This window comes from Streptomyces laculatispora, assembly GCF_017353455.1.
In the GTDB taxonomy this organism is placed as follows: Bacteria; Actinomycetota; Actinomycetes; order Streptomycetales; family Streptomycetaceae; genus Streptomyces; species Streptomyces laculatispora.
On record NZ_JAFMPZ010000051.1, the window covers coordinates 20,199 to 35,358 of the forward strand.

A 15,160-nucleotide genomic window follows, 5' to 3' on the forward strand; every position below is an offset into this window, starting at 1 on the left:
CAGCCACATGTGTCGGATGCGGCTGCCGGCCAGGGTCAGTGGGCCTCTGTGACGGCTTCCTCGCCCGCGACGAAAGAGGTACCGGTGCCTTCAGGCATCCATGTCCGCAGCATCGGGTAGAGCGCGAGCGACAGAACGAACGAGACCAGGAATCCGAGGGCGAAGACATCGGTGGCCATCAGGGCCATGCCGACGGCGCCGGACAGGACCAGCGTGATGACTCCGGCCCAGTTCCACTTCTCCACCCGGTGCGTGCCGGCGTTGTACCGTGCCCGTCGCACCAGGTAGAAGTCCGCGATCATCACACCGCACATGCCGAGGGTCATCGCGCCCAGATAGGCAAGGTAGGTGCTGAACTGCTCCAGGATTCCGGCCGCGATCATGCCCAGGGCGATGATGTTTCCAACGACCACCATCAGTGCCCGGCCCGGCTTCCTGCCGGTGAGGGAGTTCACCAGGTTGACCAGCGAGAGCGATCCGGAGTACGCGTTGATGGCTTGCGCCTTGGCCTGGGCTGCGTAGATCGTGATGAAGCCCATCCAGGCGGCGTAGATGACGAAGAAGGCCCCCGTGTTCTGCATGACGAACGTGCTGCCCGCGGCGGCTGCCGCTTCCTGGCTCATGCCCGCGTTGTGGTCTATGAGGTAGTCGATGACGTCGGGCATGCCGCCGATCACGACGAGTGAACCGAGGATGGTCATGACGATGTTCTGGGTGATCGGGCCGGCCGCAGCCAGGATGGTGACGTCGCGGCGCGTACGGCAGTAACGGGCGAAGTCCGTCGTGACCAGGGCTATGGTTCCCGCAGTCGCGCCCATGACCGATATCGCGGCTTCGAATCGGGGCCAGACGCCTCCGGGGATGACACCCCCGTAGGTGAAGACGTCCATCGGGTTGGCACCCTGGATCACATAGATCTGAATGATCATGTAGATCGTGACGAGCAGTGTGACGACTGTCAGCACGCCGGAGGCACGAAGCGCGAGCTTGAGGCCGAAGATGGCGAGCGCGATCCACAGCAGCGTCATGAGGCCGTAGATGAGGATGCGCATGGCCCAGGAGTCCGGCAGATCGAGCATCAGCAACGTGCCCTGGTAGAGCAGCGCCGCCTCCATGGCGAGGAAGCCGAGGATCATGAAAGCGAAGATGACCGAGCCGATTGCCGAGCCCGTGAAGCCGAATCCGAAGAACCGGGAGGTGACGGTGCTGGACATGCCGGTCTCGAATGCCATCCGCCCGAGGGCTTTGCCGAGGAACACGGCAAAGCCCGCGACGATGACTCCGACGATCAGGCCCACCGTGAATCCGGCCAGGACGACGGTGAAGCCGGCGATGGCGAACACGACGAGCGCGGTGGCGACGCTGATCGGACTGAGGGCGAGCTGGTACCCGCTCCTTCTTTCCGACGTGGGCACGCTGACCAGGGAGTGGTCTTCCGCCGCGGACGCCAGCGTTGAATCGGTGGACCCTGGATTTCTTGTTGGTGAAGACACAGTTCCTACCCATCGGATGAAGAGCACTGCGGCGGCGTTCCCCGCGGGGACGCTTCGTGTCGCCGCGAAGGGTCAGTCCCGGCTGCAGCCGGCCACGGCGACAGCCTCGATCTCGAGCAGGATCTCGGGCTTGGCGAGGGCCGCGACCTGGACCAGGGAGCAGGCCGGGAAGTTGCCGGAGAAGAAATCCTGACGGGCCTTCCACACGGCGGTGTTGTCGCTCATGTGCGTGACGAAGATCGTCATCTTGACGACATCGTCCATGTGCGCGCCGGCCGCCTCGACCAGGTCCTTGATCTTCTGGAAGACGACCCTGGCCTGCTCGTAGGCGGTGTCACCGAGGAGGGTCTCCCCGTCCTGACCGCGCGCGGTCATTCCCGAGATCAGGATCAGGTCGTCGACACGGAGGCAGTTCGACCAGGTCTTGTCCGCCGGCTCCCGCACGGCGGCAGAGGAGAAACGTTCCTTCTTCATGGTGGTGATCCTCAGAGGTTGATCCGGCTGTCCCAGGCGGAGGTCCCGCCCCAGTTCACGCATACGCTCTGGCGGCGCATGAATCCCTTCCAGGCGTCGGAACCGGCCGTACGGCCTCCGCCGGTCTCCTTCTCGCCACCGAAGGCGGCGCCGACGTCGGCGCCCGTCGTGCCCATGTTGATGCGCACGATGCCGCAGTCGCTTCCGCGGGCCGACAGGAAGGTCTCGATGTTGGTCAGGTTGGTGCTGTGGATGCCCGAGGCGAGCCCCTGCGCGACGCCGTTGTGGATCTCGATGGCCTCGTCGAGAGCGTCGTAGGTCAGCACCGAGACGATGGGGACGAAGGTCTCCGACTGGGCGACCTCGAAGTGCGGTTCGACACCCGCGACGATGGCCGGCTCGACGTACAGGCCCGGACGCTCGATCACCTTGCCGCCGTACACCACGGTGGCGCCGTCGCGTTCGGCGCCGGCCAGGACCCGCTGGTAGTCCGCCACCGCCTGCTCGTCGATCAGGGGTCCGACGACGGTGTCCTTCTCACGCGGATCACCGATGGTGATCTGGTCGAAGGACTTCTTCATCAGCTCGACCAGCTCGTCGGCGATGCTCACGTGGGCGATGACGCGGCGGGTGCTCGTGCATCGCTGGCCGGTCGTGCCCACCACACCGAAGGTCAGTGCCTTCGCGGCGAGTTCGAGATCCGCGGTCTCGTCCACGATGCAGCCGTTGTTGCCCGAGCACTCCAGCTGGTAGCGGCGGCCGAGCGTGGATCCGACGATGTCGCTGACCTTCCGGCCCACGGTCGTGGAGCCCGTGAACGAGATCATGGCGACACGGGTGTCGGCGATCAGCCTCTCGGCGACCGCGTTGTCCTCGGGGATGAACAGCGAGAAGACACCTTCGCATCCCAGCTCCGCCGCGGCCTTGTTGACCAGCTTCTGCACAGCGATGGCGGTCAGCGGTACCTTGGGGCTCGGCTTCCAGATCACCGTGTTGCCGGCGATTGCGGAGAGGAAGCCGTTCTGTGCCCAGACGGCGGCCGGGAAGTTGTACGCGCTGATCAGCCCGACGACGCCCAGCGGCAGCCACTGGTCGTACATGCGGTGCTCGGCGCGCTGGGACTGCTGGGTGAATCCGTACATCATCCGCGCCTGGCCGGCGGCCAGGGTGGACATGTCGATCGCTTCGCGGAGTTCGCCTTTGGCCTCCATCGTCGACTTGCCGGTGTCCAGCGAGACGACGGCGGCCAGGCTGTCGAGGTTCTCCTCGATCAACTGACCGATGCGACGAACGAATTCGCCGCGACGCGGCGCCGGAACCATCCGCCACTTCTTCTGCGTCTCGACCGCGGCGGCCACGATCAGCTCATAGTCCCCGGCGTCCGACGCTGCGACACGGCCCACAAGCTCACCGTCGGCCGGGCAGCGGGCCTCGATGACCGGACGACCCTCGGCGCTTCCCCAGCCGAGCGAGTCCGTGTAGGTGCCGGGGTGCACGCGGTCCAGGCCGAATTCGGCAAGCACCTTCTCGGTGTCAAACAGAGTCTTGGTGGTCTCGGACATCATCGTTCCCCATCAACATTGCGGGCTGGGCTGGAATACGGAGAGGACATCGGCGCATCATTCCTTCGCAAGGAAGTCCCCGATCGTCTCGTCGGTGTGGTACTCGGGCTTCTCGTAGTAGTGCGGGCCGTCGTAGATCTCGACGAGAACACTGCGCTGGTGCGCCAGGGTCGGACCGTGGGGGTGGTCCTTCGGGTTCATGTAGAACGATCCGGGACTCAGCCGGAGGCCGGAATCGGTGTACTCGTAGTCGCCCTCGAGGCAGTACATGAACTGGTTCGAGGCGTGCGTGTGCCTGGTCGGGATCGTGCCGCCCTTTTCGTACTCCAGCAGGGCGATACTGGCGCCTGTGTCCGGGTTCTTGAAAAGGAAGTACTGCCGGAACCCGTAGTCCGGGTAGTCGATCCAGTCCTCGTCCTTGAGATCCGTGGCATGGATCAGGACTTCGAGCGACTTCATGCTCGCGGGGTTGATGTCCATTTCTCACTCCAAACCGGGGCGGCCGGCGGCCACCCATGTGTCGTATTCCTGGCGGCTTTCCGCTGTGCCGGGGAAGAGTCCGAACAGTGACCTGCCGCGCTGGATTTCGAGGGCTGCGAATTCCTCGTACGCGGCGGCCTCGGAAGCCTCCACGGCGATGTCCGCGGCGAGACCGCGGGGGATGACGGCGACGCCGTCGCTGTCACCCAGCAGTACGTCACCCGGGTAGACCGCCACTCCGCCGCAGCCGACGGGCTGGTCCAGAGCCACCGGGTGCAGGGCGATGGGGGTCGCCTTCGGTGCGTTGTTCCGCTGGTAGCACGGAAGGCCGGTCTCCCTGATGGCCCCGGAGTCCCGGTAGCCGCCGTCGGTGACCACACCCGACACACCGCGGTACCTGAGACGCGCCGCCATCATGTCGCCCATGGATGCCGCGGCCGTCGAACCGAACGCGTCGATCACGAGTACCGCGCCGGGCGGGCACTCCTCGATCGCACGCCGGTGCAGGTTCTCGCTGCCGGCGTAGTTGGTGAGGGTGTCGAGATCCTCACGTGCGGGGATGAACCGCAGTGTGTAGGCCGGGCCCACCAGGGGCGGCTGACCGGCCGCCAGGGGCTGGACGCCCGACATGATCACGTTCCGCAGCCCGCGGCGGAGCAGCATGTTGGCCACGGTGGCCGATCCCGCGGACGCCAACTGCGCGCGGACGGAGTCGGGCAGCGGCTCGGCGCGGTCGACGCGCACGTCGCCGGTCACTGGAAGAACTCCAGAGGCGGACGGTTGCCCCACTGCGTGGTCTCGCTCGCGGTCCCGTTGAACTTGGTCGGCCGGTAGCCGCTGTCCACCGTGTCGCCGTCGGTGTAGTGCTCGATACGGAAGCCGAACGGGTCCTTCCAGTAGTCGAAGACCTGGCTGCCGAGCATGTGGCGGCCGACTCCGACGTCGAGGCTGTATCCCTCCTGGAGGAGGTAGTCGTGCGAGGACATCACCGCGTCCATGTCGGTCACCTCGAATGCGCTGTGGTGGACTCCCACCCAGTCCGACTGCAGGACGAGCATGAAGTGGTGGTCCACGAGCTGCTCGCCCAGGTCAAGCCGGACGAAGGTGCCCACGATGGGGCCCTGTTCGCCCGGCGGGACGAAATAGTCGGAGGGCAGGAAGTTGAAGCGCTCGTTGAGCCAGGCCATGGATTCGTCGTGATTCCTCACGTGGAGCACGAAGTGGCCCAGGCGCGCGATGGTGCACGGTGCGACGGAGACGCGGACGGAGGAGTTGACCCGGTTCTTGTCGCGGATGTTGTTCATCGCGATGGGTTCCCGGTCCGCTATCGGCTCGGCCTTCTCCCGGCCCCAGATCGCCCGGATGATGATGTCGTCGGGCATGGTCATGGAGACCTGGTAGCCGCCGCCGGGCTCCGTCGACTCCTGGACCGGCGAGGACCCGGGCATCGCGGCGAGCTCGACGAGGTCGTCGAAGGAGGCGACCTCGATCGAGGCACCGCCGAAGCGCTGCCTGTCGGCCTTGCGCGTCACATGGATGTGATGCTGCGTGCCCGTCCCTCGCATGTAGAGGGTCTGGTCGTCGCTGCCCGCTGCCTTCGTCATGCCGAAGGCGGTCAGGAACTTCTCCATCACGTCGAGATCGGGTGCCTCGTAGGTGACTTGGGCAGCATCAATTGCCGTAGCCACGGGTCCTCCTGTGGTCGGTGGGAACGCGCCGACGAGCTCGGTCACTCGCCGCCGCCGGATGGGCCGGGCTCCCTCGACGGGGAGCCGCACGGCAGGTCAGCCCTTGAGGATGCTGACGTCGTCGGGACCGATCAGGTCCGGCACGGTCCAGCCGTCCAGGTCGTACTCGTCCATGGCGCTCTGCGCGAAGTTCTTGCAGTAGTCGAGAAGACCGCTGCCCCGTGCGCCGAACAGGTTGGTCTGACGCGTCACGTCGTTGCTGCCGATGTAGTTGATCTCGTAAAGCTCGTGGCGGGCGCCGAACTCCGTGCCGATGGAGTCCCAGAGCATCTTCATGACCTTCACGCGCTCCTCGGCGTCGATCCCGCCCGTCCCGCGCAGGTAGGTGTCCAGGTAGCCGCGGATCTCCGGGGTCCTGAAGTCCTTGGCGTGGGAGTTGAGGTAGATCAGACCGCTGGCCACCACCTGCTCGATGATGTTCTTGATCTTCGGCATGGCCAGTTGGTTCATCACCCGGTAGGCGCCGGCGAACTGCGGATCGGGCTGGATCATGCCGCCCTTCCACGGCACCGAGCTCTTCGCCATGGCATCCGACAGTGCCCAGAACGTGTTGCGCCAGGCGATGACCTCGCCGAGTTGCGACATCACGCCGTGGAACTGGCCCGCTCCGGTGACGTCGAGAGCCCGGGACAGCATGCCGACGAGGAAGTCCATCTTGACGGCGAACCGGGTGCACCCGTGGAGGGAAGCCCGCTCCAGGTAGCCCGAGTGAATGTTGTACTTGTTGGCCTGCTCGAGGTCGTTGTAGATGAACGCGTTCTCCCAGGGGATGAACACGTCATCGAGCACGAGAATCGCGTCGTTCTCGTCCAGCCGGCTCGACAGGGGGTAGTCGAACGGACTGCCCAGCGCGGCGGCACGGTACTCGTTGGACGTCCGGCAGAGCAGCTTCACGCCGGGGGAGTTCGTGGGCATGATGAACACGGGTGAGTAGGCCGGATCCTGAATGGCGACCTGTCCCACGTGCCCGACGAAGGTGTAATGCGTAAGGGCCGAACCGGTGGCCACCACCTTGGCACCCGAGACGTAGAAACCGGCGTCGGTCTCCCTGGTGACCCGGACAAACACGTCCTTGCCCGCATCGGCGCCCATCCCCCGGTCGACCGGGGGATTCATGATGGCGTGGTTGATGTACCACGTCTTTTCCTGAGCCTTGCGGTACCAGTTGCGCGCGTTGTCCTCGATCCCGCGATAGAACTCCGCGTTGGCACCGAGGGTGCCCAGGAAACAGCCCTTGTAGTCGGGGGAGCGGCCCATCCAGCCCCAGGTGATCTTCTGCCACTCGGCGATCGCATCGCGGGAAGCCACCTGCTCCTCGACGCTCTTCGGCGCCTGATAGAAGCGGTGGGTGAAGCCTCCCCACTCCGTGGGAGCGGTGAGGATGTCCTTACGCGCCGGATCATGCAGGGCGTCGTACATGCGGGCAATCATGCGGGCCGAGTTGCGGAACGCCGGATGCTCGGCGACGTTCTCCACCCGCTCGCCGTAGATCCAGACCTCGCGGCCGTCGTTGAGGCTTTCGAGATACTCGTCCCCGGTGAAGGGGATGTATTCACGGCCGGCCGCGCCATTTGCCGTCTGATTCGCGCTTTCCGTCTTCATGAACCGAAAACCTTTCTTGCCACCCCTGGACGGGTCAAGTCACCGGTTCAGACAATACGTGATTAGCGATCCACTAAGGAGGGTCTCGCTTGTCGATCCGAAGTTGCCTGCGGTGTTGAATTGCCAGGAAGACTTGCACGAGCGGCAGGTGCGGGCAATAGGTGTCCGCGGATACGGATTCTTGCGAGTGTGTCGGTAGCCGGCCGGTGTGTCGCTGATCCTTACCGCGAACAGCCTCTGATCAGGCAGTTCATGACCCAACGCGAGCAGGGAGGGGCGTCGGAACCGCCTCGGAAGTGACGTGCATCACATGATATTTTTCTTGAATTGCTGACCCTCCATTCGCTTTTCCCGCTTCCTTCCATACATGAGACATCGGAGGGCGCCATAGTTTCTTGTATGGGTCGGCCGTGCGGATCGGATCACGATCCGATCGTGCGTCGATGCTCGGCCACGATTCGAGTCGCTTGCAGCCATCCCTCCATCAGTGGAGTGAACTCGGCATCGCGCCTCCAAAGCAGCGTCGCCTGCATGGGGCCGAGCCACCGTGGAGGATCCAGGAGGACCACCGAATCGTTCTTGCCTGCGATGCGATCGGTCACAGGAGCCACGCCAAGCCCTGCGGCGACAAAGGCGAGTGCGGTCTGCGGCGTAGAGACTTCGAGGACTTCGAAGGAGTCGTCGTCCGTCAATGCCTGCTCGACGGCGTCGGGCATGCCCGCGAACGCCGGGAGTCGATACGGAAGGATCCAGCGCCCCCATCCGTTGCCGTCGGGGTGCTGTTCGCGTGCGCGGTACCGCGGAACGGCAAGCTTGATGTTGATTCCCAGAATTGGATACCAATCGCAGAAGTCGGCGACGAATCCAGCGAACTGGCTGGGGCCGAAGGGAATGCATCCCATGTCCAACTCGCCGGACCGAATCTTCTGAATGATCACATCGGGAGTGACGTCGGTCAGACTGACGCGAGCTCCTGGAGACTGTTCGAGGAATTCAGCCAGAACGTCGGCGATGAGTTCGTTGATGACCATGGGTTCCACGCCGACGCGCAGGTCTCCCACGGCGCCCTCGCCCATCAGTTTCAGCGTCTCGACCGTGCGATCTCGGTCAGCCACCAGACGCCCTGCTTTGGAAAGGAGGTAGAACCCTGCCTGGGTGGGGTGGACGCCCTTCGCCGTGCGCTCAAGCAGCCGCACCCCAAGCTCTGCCTCCAACTTTGCGATGGCGTGGCTCACCGGTGGTTGCGTCATGTTCAGATTCTTGGCAGCCTGCGAAACCGAACCGGCCTCGACGACGGCTCTGAAGTACTCGATTTGGCGAAAGTCCATTCTTTTCTGCCTTCCATGGTCTCTGGCGGGCGCCGGCAAGCCGGAAGGCCGGCCATGATGTGGCGTGTATCCCTCGGCGGCTCGTTATTGCGGGTGCCCTTTTCCCGTGTGGGTGCGGTCGAGCCGCGCGTTTCCGGTCGGAGTGACAAGCCGAAGCCAGTGAAGGTGGCCGGCCGAGGGGGACCGGTAAAACGACTCGGTCGCGCCGTGTCCGAGCCCGCGAACCACTGCGGTGGGGGCTTGCGGTCACAGGGCGGTGGTGAGGCTCAAGCCATGACTCGAACATGCGTTCAGCAAGGTGCGCATGGTGCAGCCTGGGTTGGACAGCGGTCCTACTGTGGCGAGTCCGTTATTCTCCTCAATAGGGTAAAATCGGCGACTACGCGGCGTGCCACTGCATCATCCGGCCTGACGGCACCGTCAGGTGGATCGACGCGAAGGGCAAGGTTCGGTTCGACGGGCCGAGGTGCCCGATGGCACTGACCGGCATCGCGCGCGACTGCGCCACCGACGAAGCGCGCCGCAGTCTGATCCGCGCGCGGCCGAAGCCCTCGCCTCGGCCCTGCACGTGCAGGACGTCGCTGACGCGATAGTCGACACGGTCCTGCCGCTGATGCAATGCAGCGGACTCGCTGTACATGTGTCCAACGGGGACAAGCTGGAACCGGCCGCGGCCGGCGGCACCGCAGCACGCTGATCTTCGACAACTACCCCGTGAACGACTACGCGCCCGACCGCCTCCACCTGGGCCCGCCGACCGACCCGGCATCGGGCTGCCCGGCCTGGCGCTGAACCGTCCGGTGACCGCCTCCGGGCAGATCTCGGCGGACCGGGCGGCCGCGTACGCCTTGGACGGCGAAGGCGGGCACAGGTCGGAGATGTCGCGCCTGTCGAGGCTGGGGCCGTGCGGGGTGTCGCCGCACCGGGCGGCCGTACTGCCTGCGCATTTCCTGGGAGCAGCACTGACGGCGACGCCGGCACCCCGCTGACGGACGTCGGGCCGACTGCCTGCCGCATCCGGAGCCGGAGGCCGCGGCCCTCATCGGCTCTTGCGCACCTGGGCCGCCTTGCGGGCCTCCGCGGCCTGGCGGGCCTGGGCGGCGCGCCGGTTCTCCTTCGGGGCCTGGGTCCCCATGCCCCGGAAGGGTCGCTTGCCGGTCTGTACGGGCTTGGCCGCCGGTGGCCGCTGCGCGCCCGTGATCCGTGTCAACTCGGCCTCGCCGGACCGTACCTGAGTGACCGTCGGCCGGACCCCGGCCTCGGACATCATCTTGTTCACGTCCCGCCGCTGGCCCGGGGTGACGAGTGTGACGGCCTTGCCCGCATTGCCGGCCCGCGCCGTGCGGCCGCTCCGGTGCAGGTAGTCCTTCGGGTCCGCGGGCGCGTCCACGTTCACCACCAGGTCGAGCGCGTCGATGTGGATGCCGCGGGCCGCCACGTTCGTGGCCACGAGGACGGTGATGTCGCCGCGCTTGAACTGGTCCAGCGTGTGCGTCCGCTGCGGCTGCGACTTCCCGCTGTGCAGGGCGGCCGCCAGGATTCCGCTGCTCTTCAGATGGCGGGTGAAGGCGTCCACCGCCGCCTTGGTGTCCAGGAACATCAGCACCCGCCCCTCGCGGGCGGCGATCTCGGTCGCCGCCGCGTACTTGTCGGCGGCGTGCACGTTCAGGACGTGGTGCTCCATCGTGGTCACCGCGGCCCGGGCCCGGTCCACCGAGGCGAGCACCGGTTCGTCGAGGTAGCGCTCCACCAACTGGTCGACGTTCCGGTCAAGCGTGGCCGAGAAGAGCAGCCGCTGGCCGTCGGGGCGGACCTGGTCCAGGATCTCCGCGACCTGCGGCAGGAAGCCCATGTCGCACATCTGGTCTGCCTCGTCGAGCACGGTGATCCCCACCCGGTCCAGATGGCAGTGCCGGCGCGCGATCAAATCGCTGAGCCGCCCCGGGGTCGCGATGAGCACCTCGGTGCCGGCCTTCAGCGCGGCCGCCTGCGGTCCCATCGACAGCCCGCCGACCACCGCCGTCATCCGCAGCCCCAGCACCCGCGCGTACGGCGCGAGCGCATCGCCCACCTGCTGGGCGAGCTCCCGTGTCGGGACGAGCACCAGTGCCAGCGGCCGCTTCGCCTCCGCGCGCCGCCCGGTGGTCCGGACGAGCAGGGCCAGCCCGAAGGCCAGGGTCTTGCCCGACCCGGTCTGTGCCCGCCCCAGCACGTCCCGGCCGGCCAGCGCGTCGGGCAGCGTCGCCGCCTGAATCGGGAAGGGCTCGGTGACCTCGAGATCGGTCATCGCCGTCAGCAGCGCGTCGGGCAGCCCCAGTTCGGCGAATGTCGCGGCAGGCGGCAGCCCCGTATCCGCCGCCGTGGGCGTGCCGAGCGCGTCCCGCGCGGATTCGGCCCGCTGGTTCCTGCGGGCACCGGAGTGCCCGGAGACGGGCGGCTTCGCGTTCATGGGGGAACCTTCCTCAGGGTGGGGCCTCCGTAACGCGCAGAGGCCCGTACCCCTCGGCACGGGCCCCGGCGATACCGCAAGCGTCGCCCCATTTTACCAGTGGGCCCCGAGGCCTCGCGCCGGACGGAACCGCCGCGGGTGGTCTGCCGATCGCCGAGAGGGTTCCCCGTTCTCCCCGCACCCGCAGAATCTGCCATTTGTCCAGATAGTCTGGCTAAGCCGCGCTCCTGGCCGCCAGGGGGCGCGGTTCAAATCCTGTCATCCGGGCGAGGTGAGAGGGCTTCGAGCCGGGCCTCCTCATGATTCAGTTGGCTGGTCGCTGGTGATCTCTCCATGAGAGCCAGAAAAAAACTCGGCCGGCCATGTCGAGAACCCGTGACCGGCTCCGTCCCCGTAGTGAACGCGACCGGAATGGTTCGCACCAGCGCCGAGGAGAACACCATGGCCAAGTACCTGCTTCTCAAGCACTACCGCGGCGCCCCGGCCCCGGTCAACGACGTGCCGATGGACCGGTGGACGCCGGAGGAGATCTCGGCCCACGTTCAGTACATGAACGACTTCGCGGACCGGCTGGAGCGGACCGGCGAGTTCGTCGACAGCCAGGCGCTCGCCCCCGGTGGGACGTTCGTCCAGTACGACGGCGAGGGCCGCCCGCCGGTCACCGACGGGCCGTTCGCCGAGACCAAGGACCTCATCGCAGGCTGGATGGTGATCGACGTCGACAGCTACGAGCGCGCCGTCGAGCTGGCCGGGGAGCTGTCGGCCGCCCCCGGGGCGGGCGGGAAGCCGATCCACGAGTGGCTGGAGCTGCGCCCGTTCCTGACCGCGTCGCACACCATCACGGAGTGACCTCTCAGGTGAACGAGGTCCTGCTCCGGAGCCTCACACCGAGCGTGCTCGGGATCCTCGTCCGCCGCGGAGCCGACTTCGCGGCGGCCGAGGACGCCGTGCAGGACGCGCTGGCCGAGGCCGTCCGCGTCTGGCCGGGCGACCGGCCCCGGGACCCGAAGGGCTGGCTGGTCACCGTGGCCTGGCGCCGGTTCCTCGACGCGGCCCGGGCGGACACCGCCCGCCGCCGGCGTGAGGACCTCGTCGACGAGGAGCCGGTGCCCGGACCCGCGTCCGCGGTGGACGACACGCTCCAGCTCTACTTCCTGTGCGCGCATCCGTCGCTGACGCCGTCGTCCGCCGTCGCGCTCACGCTGCGCGCCGTCGGGGGGCTGACCACCCGCCAGATCGCCCAGGCCTACCTGGTGCCCGAGGCGACCATGGCGCAGCGCATCAGCCGGGCCAAGCGCACTGTCTCCGGCGTGCGGTTCGACCGGCCCGGTGATGTCGCCACCGTGCTGCGCGTCCTCTACCTGGTCTTCAACGAGGGCTATTCCGGTGACGTCGACGTCGCTGCCGAGGCCATCCGGCTCACCCGGCAGCTCGCGGCCGCGATCGACCACCCCGAGGTGGCGGGGCTGCTCGCCCTCATGCTGCTCCACCATGCCCGGCGTGCCGCCCGGGTCGCGCCGGGCGGCAGTCTGGTGCCGCTCGCCGAACAGGACCGCGGCCGGTGGGACCCCGAGTCGATCGCCGAGGGTGTCGAGATCCTGCAGGCAGCCCTCGCCCGTGACCGGCTGGGCGAGTTCCAGGCCCAGGCCGCCGTCGCGGCACTCCACGCCGACGCGCCCACCGCCGAGGAGACCGACTGGGTGCAGATCGTCGAGTGGTACGACGAGCTCGCCCGCCTGACCGACAGCCCGGTCGTCCGGCTCAACCGTGCGGTGGCTGTCGGCCAGGCCGACGGACCGGGGGCAGGCCTGGCGGCGCTCGCGGCGCTGGACGACTCGCTGCCCCGGTACGCCGCGGTGGCCGCGTACCTCCACGAGCGCGACGGCGACCACGCGACGGCGGCGCGGCTGTACGCCGAGGCGGCGCGGAAGGCACCCGACCTCGCCGAGCGCGACCACCTGACGCGCCAGGCCGCCCGGCTCAACGCCCGCCGCTCCGGCCGCTGACGCGAGTGGCCGCGCGAGGGCGGATCCCGATGCCCGGCGGGCCGCCTGGCTGCGCGGTTCAGCGCGCGGTCAGCGTCATCTCGAACGAGTACCGGGACGCCCGGTACAGGTGTGAGCCGAACTCCACCGGGCGCCCCGCGTCGCCGAGGACCGTGCGCTCCATGGTGAGCAGGGTGCCGCCCCGGGACTCGTCCAGCAGCCGGGACTCCGCCGCGGTGGCCCGGCGCGCCCCGATGGTCTGGTCGGCGGTCCGCAGGGAGATTCCGGCCCGCCTGAGCAGTTCGTAGAGGCCATGCCCGGTGAGCTCGTCCTCGGTCAGCCCCAGGAGGCCCGTCGGCAGATGGTTCTCCATGACCGCTATGGGCTCGTCGTCCGCGTAACGCAGCCTGCGCAGGGCCAGGGTGTCCGTGCCGGGTTCGAGCTTGAGGGCGGCCGCGACCTCGGCGGAGGCGGGCACGGTCTGCATGGACAGCAACGTGGTGCGCGGCCGCCGGCCGTCGCGTTTGAGGTCCTCGAACAGGCTGGTCAGCTCGATCTGCCTGCGTACCCGGTTGTTGACGACCTGGGTGCCCACGCCCCGCTTGCGTGCGAGCAGCCCCTTGTCCACCAGATGCTGCATGGCCTGGCGCATGGTGGGGCGGGAGAGCCCGAACTGGTCCGCCAGGGCGATCTCGTTCTCCAGCCGCGTTCCCGGTGCCAACGTGCCGGACTCGATGAGTTGTTGAAGCTGCTGTGCGACCTGAAAGTACAGCGGCACCGGGCTGCTCCGGTCGATGGTGATCAGCCTGGTGATCGACTCCATGTCGGGCTCCTCAAGACGTTGTGCCACGGAGTCAGTATGCAGCACATTCGACTCAAGCTCTGTACGTATATATGTCATAACAATGTGTCGGTTCCGGTGCCGCTTCGACGCCGGTCGCACCACGGCCCCGCCCCGCTGACGCCGTCAGCCGGCCAGCTCCCCCAGGAGCTCCCAGGTCCGGCGCCGGCCGGCGTCCCCGGCCAGGTCCGTCCCCGAGAACACCACCTCCGTTGCCCCGGCGTCCCGGTATCGCTGCACCTCGGCGGCGACCGTCCGCTCGTCGCCGATCACGGCCACGTCGGCGGCGCGCCGGCCGCCGGACAGTTCCACGACCCGTGCGTAGGAGGGGATCTGCTCGTAGAACGCGAGTTGTCCGGCGGCCGTCTCGCGTGCGGCGTCGGGATCACTGGTGACCACGCCGTGCACGAGCGCCACGATCCGGGGCGCGGGACGGCCCGCGTTCCGCGCGGCCGAGGTCACCGCCGGGACGATGTGCTCGGCCAGGGCCCGGGGCCCGGCGAGATAGGGCAGGATCCCGTCGGCCAGCTCGCCGCTCACGCGCAGCGCCTGCGGGCCCATCGCGGCGACGAGCAGCGGCACGCCCGCCTCCGCTCCGGGCACACGCGCGGGGGCCGGTGTGGTCGCGGTGAGGAGCTCGCCGTGGAAGTCCGCGCTGCCGGTCTCGGTGAGCTGCCTCAGAGCGGTGAGGAACTCCCGCAGCCGGGCGATGGGCCGCTCGAAGGGGATGCCGAAGCCCGCCTCGGTCAGCAGCTTGGTGCCGAGCGCGAGTCCGAGGTGGTAGCGGCCGTGCGTGGCCGCCTGCGCGGTCTGGGCCTGGCTGGAGACGAGCAGCGGGTGGCGGCCGAAGACGGGGATCGCGGACGTGCCCACGTCGATGCCCGGCACTTCCCGCCCGACGATCGCAGCGAGCTGGGGAGAGTCCGCCCCGAAGGTCTGCCCGAACCAGGCGGACCGCAGCCCCGCGGCCGCGGCCTCCTGGGCAAGGCGCACGGTGGCGTCGATCTGGTTGTCGGCGTCGGTCGGGCTGATTGCTACTCCAACAGTCATGTCATGTCGAAACCAGGTGAGTTGGGCGAGCATTCCACCTTGTGTGTGACGAGTTCATGTCTGCCGTGTGTACGCGGCTGAGGCTGTCTGCGGCCTGGGCGCGGCCCCGGGGCGACACCGTTTGAATGATCAAAACAGCAGCGGGTTA

Annotated in this window: 15 protein-coding genes; 3 read left to right on the forward strand and 12 right to left on the reverse strand. The window is 67.7% G+C overall.

Annotation, left to right across the window (positions count from 1 at the left end; translation table 11 throughout):
• Window positions 1-35 precede the first annotated feature (35 nt).
• The 9 genes from J1C73_RS01965 to J1C73_RS02005 form a co-directional block, all read right to left on the reverse strand.
• Window positions 36-1,415 carry a purine-cytosine permease family protein gene (locus J1C73_RS01965; RefSeq protein WP_207314780.1) on the reverse strand — a complete coding sequence of 460 codons (1,380 nt, stop codon included), beginning with the start codon at window positions 1,413-1,415 and terminating at the stop codon, window positions 36-38.
• A 150-nt stretch (window positions 1,416-1,565) separates the two neighbouring features.
• Complete coding sequence (locus J1C73_RS01970) at window positions 1,566-1,967, reverse strand: RidA family protein (RefSeq protein WP_207314781.1); 402 nt, start codon at window positions 1,965-1,967, stop codon at window positions 1,566-1,568.
• Between the two features lie 11 nt (window positions 1,968-1,978).
• A complete protein-coding gene (locus tag J1C73_RS01975; protein WP_242643573.1) occupies window positions 1,979-3,529 on the reverse strand; it encodes an aldehyde dehydrogenase family protein in 1,551 nt (516 codons plus the stop codon).
• 57 nt (window positions 3,530-3,586) lie between these two features.
• Window positions 3,587-4,009, reverse strand: coding sequence for a cupin domain-containing protein (locus J1C73_RS01980; protein ID WP_207314783.1), 423 nt, complete (start codon window positions 4,007-4,009; stop codon window positions 3,587-3,589).
• 3 nt (window positions 4,010-4,012) lie between these two features.
• A complete protein-coding gene (locus J1C73_RS01985; protein WP_307797584.1) occupies window positions 4,013-4,765 on the reverse strand; it encodes an RraA family protein in 753 nt (250 codons plus the stop codon).
• Entirely contained in the window at window positions 4,762-5,697 is a 936-nt protein-coding gene (locus J1C73_RS01990; protein ID WP_307797585.1) for a VOC family protein, read from the reverse strand. The genes J1C73_RS01985 and J1C73_RS01990 overlap by 4 nt, the downstream gene beginning before the upstream one ends.
• Window positions 5,698-5,793: 96 nt before the next feature.
• Window positions 5,794-7,359: a 4-hydroxyphenylacetate 3-hydroxylase N-terminal domain-containing protein gene (locus J1C73_RS01995; RefSeq protein ID WP_207314784.1), complete on the reverse strand. Its 1,566-nt coding sequence runs from the start codon at window positions 7,357-7,359 to the stop codon at window positions 5,794-5,796.
• 422 nt (window positions 7,360-7,781) lie between these two features.
• Entirely contained in the window at window positions 7,782-8,687 is a 906-nt protein-coding gene (locus J1C73_RS02000; protein WP_207314785.1) for a LysR family transcriptional regulator, read from the reverse strand.
• A gap of 379 nt (window positions 8,688-9,066) precedes the next feature.
• Window positions 9,067-9,327: a hypothetical protein gene (locus tag J1C73_RS02005; protein ID WP_207314786.1), complete on the reverse strand. Its 261-nt coding sequence runs from the start codon at window positions 9,325-9,327 to the stop codon at window positions 9,067-9,069.
• On the opposite strand from J1C73_RS02005, the gene J1C73_RS35855 reads away from it, so the two are divergent.
• Window positions 9,306-9,479, forward strand: a complete 174-nt coding sequence (locus J1C73_RS35855) for a beta-N-acetylglucosaminidase domain-containing protein (RefSeq protein WP_207314787.1) — start codon at window positions 9,306-9,308, stop codon at window positions 9,477-9,479. The genes J1C73_RS02005 and J1C73_RS35855 overlap by 22 nt on opposite strands.
• Before the next feature lie 247 nt (window positions 9,480-9,726).
• Here J1C73_RS35855 and J1C73_RS02015 read toward each other — a convergent pair whose 3' ends face one another.
• Window positions 9,727-11,136, reverse strand: coding sequence for a DEAD/DEAH box helicase (locus tag J1C73_RS02015; RefSeq protein WP_207314788.1), 1,410 nt, complete (start codon window positions 11,134-11,136; stop codon window positions 9,727-9,729).
• Between the two features lie 441 nt (window positions 11,137-11,577).
• Between J1C73_RS02015 and J1C73_RS02020 the strand changes: the two genes are divergently transcribed.
• Window positions 11,578-11,985, forward strand: coding sequence for a YciI family protein (locus J1C73_RS02020; protein WP_124286136.1), 408 nt, complete (start codon window positions 11,578-11,580; stop codon window positions 11,983-11,985).
• Window positions 11,986-11,993: 8 nt separating this feature from the next.
• A complete protein-coding gene (locus J1C73_RS02025) occupies window positions 11,994-13,142 on the forward strand; it encodes an RNA polymerase sigma factor (RefSeq protein WP_207314806.1) in 1,149 nt (382 codons plus the stop codon).
• 58 nt (window positions 13,143-13,200) lie between these two features.
• Here J1C73_RS02025 and J1C73_RS02030 read toward each other — a convergent pair whose 3' ends face one another.
• Together J1C73_RS02030 and J1C73_RS02035 are read right to left on the reverse strand one after the other, a co-directional pair.
• Entirely contained in the window at window positions 13,201-13,944 is a 744-nt protein-coding gene (locus J1C73_RS02030; RefSeq protein ID WP_207314807.1) for a GntR family transcriptional regulator, read from the reverse strand.
• A 144-nt stretch (window positions 13,945-14,088) separates the two neighbouring features.
• On the reverse strand, window positions 14,089-15,012 hold the full coding sequence (locus J1C73_RS02035) for an LLM class F420-dependent oxidoreductase (RefSeq protein ID WP_207314789.1): 924 nt from the start codon (window positions 15,010-15,012) through the stop codon (window positions 14,089-14,091).
• Window positions 15,013-15,160: the final 148 nt, after the last annotated feature.

Excerpts from the sequence above, each read along its gene's own strand:
- J1C73_RS01970 (WP_207314781.1), bottom strand. The coding sequence starts at position 1,967 with ATGAAGAAGGAACGTTTCTCCTCTGCCGCCGTGCGGGAGCCGGCGGAC.
- J1C73_RS01975 (WP_242643573.1), bottom strand. The coding sequence starts at position 3,529 with ATGTCCGAGACCACCAAGACTCTGTTTGACACCGAGAAGGTGCTTGCC.
- J1C73_RS01980 (WP_207314783.1), bottom strand. The coding sequence starts at position 4,009 with ATGGACATCAACCCCGCGAGCATGAAGTCGCTCGAAGTCCTGATCCAT.
- J1C73_RS01995 (WP_207314784.1), bottom strand. The coding sequence starts at position 7,359 with ATGAAGACGGAAAGCGCGAATCAGACGGCAAATGGCGCGGCCGGCCGT.
- J1C73_RS02000 (WP_207314785.1), bottom strand. The coding sequence starts at position 8,687 with ATGGACTTTCGCCAAATCGAGTACTTCAGAGCCGTCGTCGAGGCCGGT.
- J1C73_RS35855 (WP_207314787.1), top strand. The coding sequence starts at position 9,306 with ATGCAGCGGACTCGCTGTACATGTGTCCAACGGGGACAAGCTGGAACC.
- J1C73_RS02005 (WP_207314786.1), bottom strand. The coding sequence starts at position 9,327 with ATGTACAGCGAGTCCGCTGCATTGCATCAGCGGCAGGACCGTGTCGAC.
- J1C73_RS02015 (WP_207314788.1), bottom strand. The coding sequence starts at position 11,136 with ATGAACGCGAAGCCGCCCGTCTCCGGGCACTCCGGTGCCCGCAGGAAC.
- J1C73_RS02020 (WP_124286136.1), top strand. The coding sequence starts at position 11,578 with ATGGCCAAGTACCTGCTTCTCAAGCACTACCGCGGCGCCCCGGCCCCG.
- J1C73_RS02030 (WP_207314807.1), bottom strand. The coding sequence starts at position 13,944 with ATGGAGTCGATCACCAGGCTGATCACCATCGACCGGAGCAGCCCGGTG.
- J1C73_RS02035 (WP_207314789.1), bottom strand. The coding sequence starts at position 15,012 with ATGACTGTTGGAGTAGCAATCAGCCCGACCGACGCCGACAACCAGATC.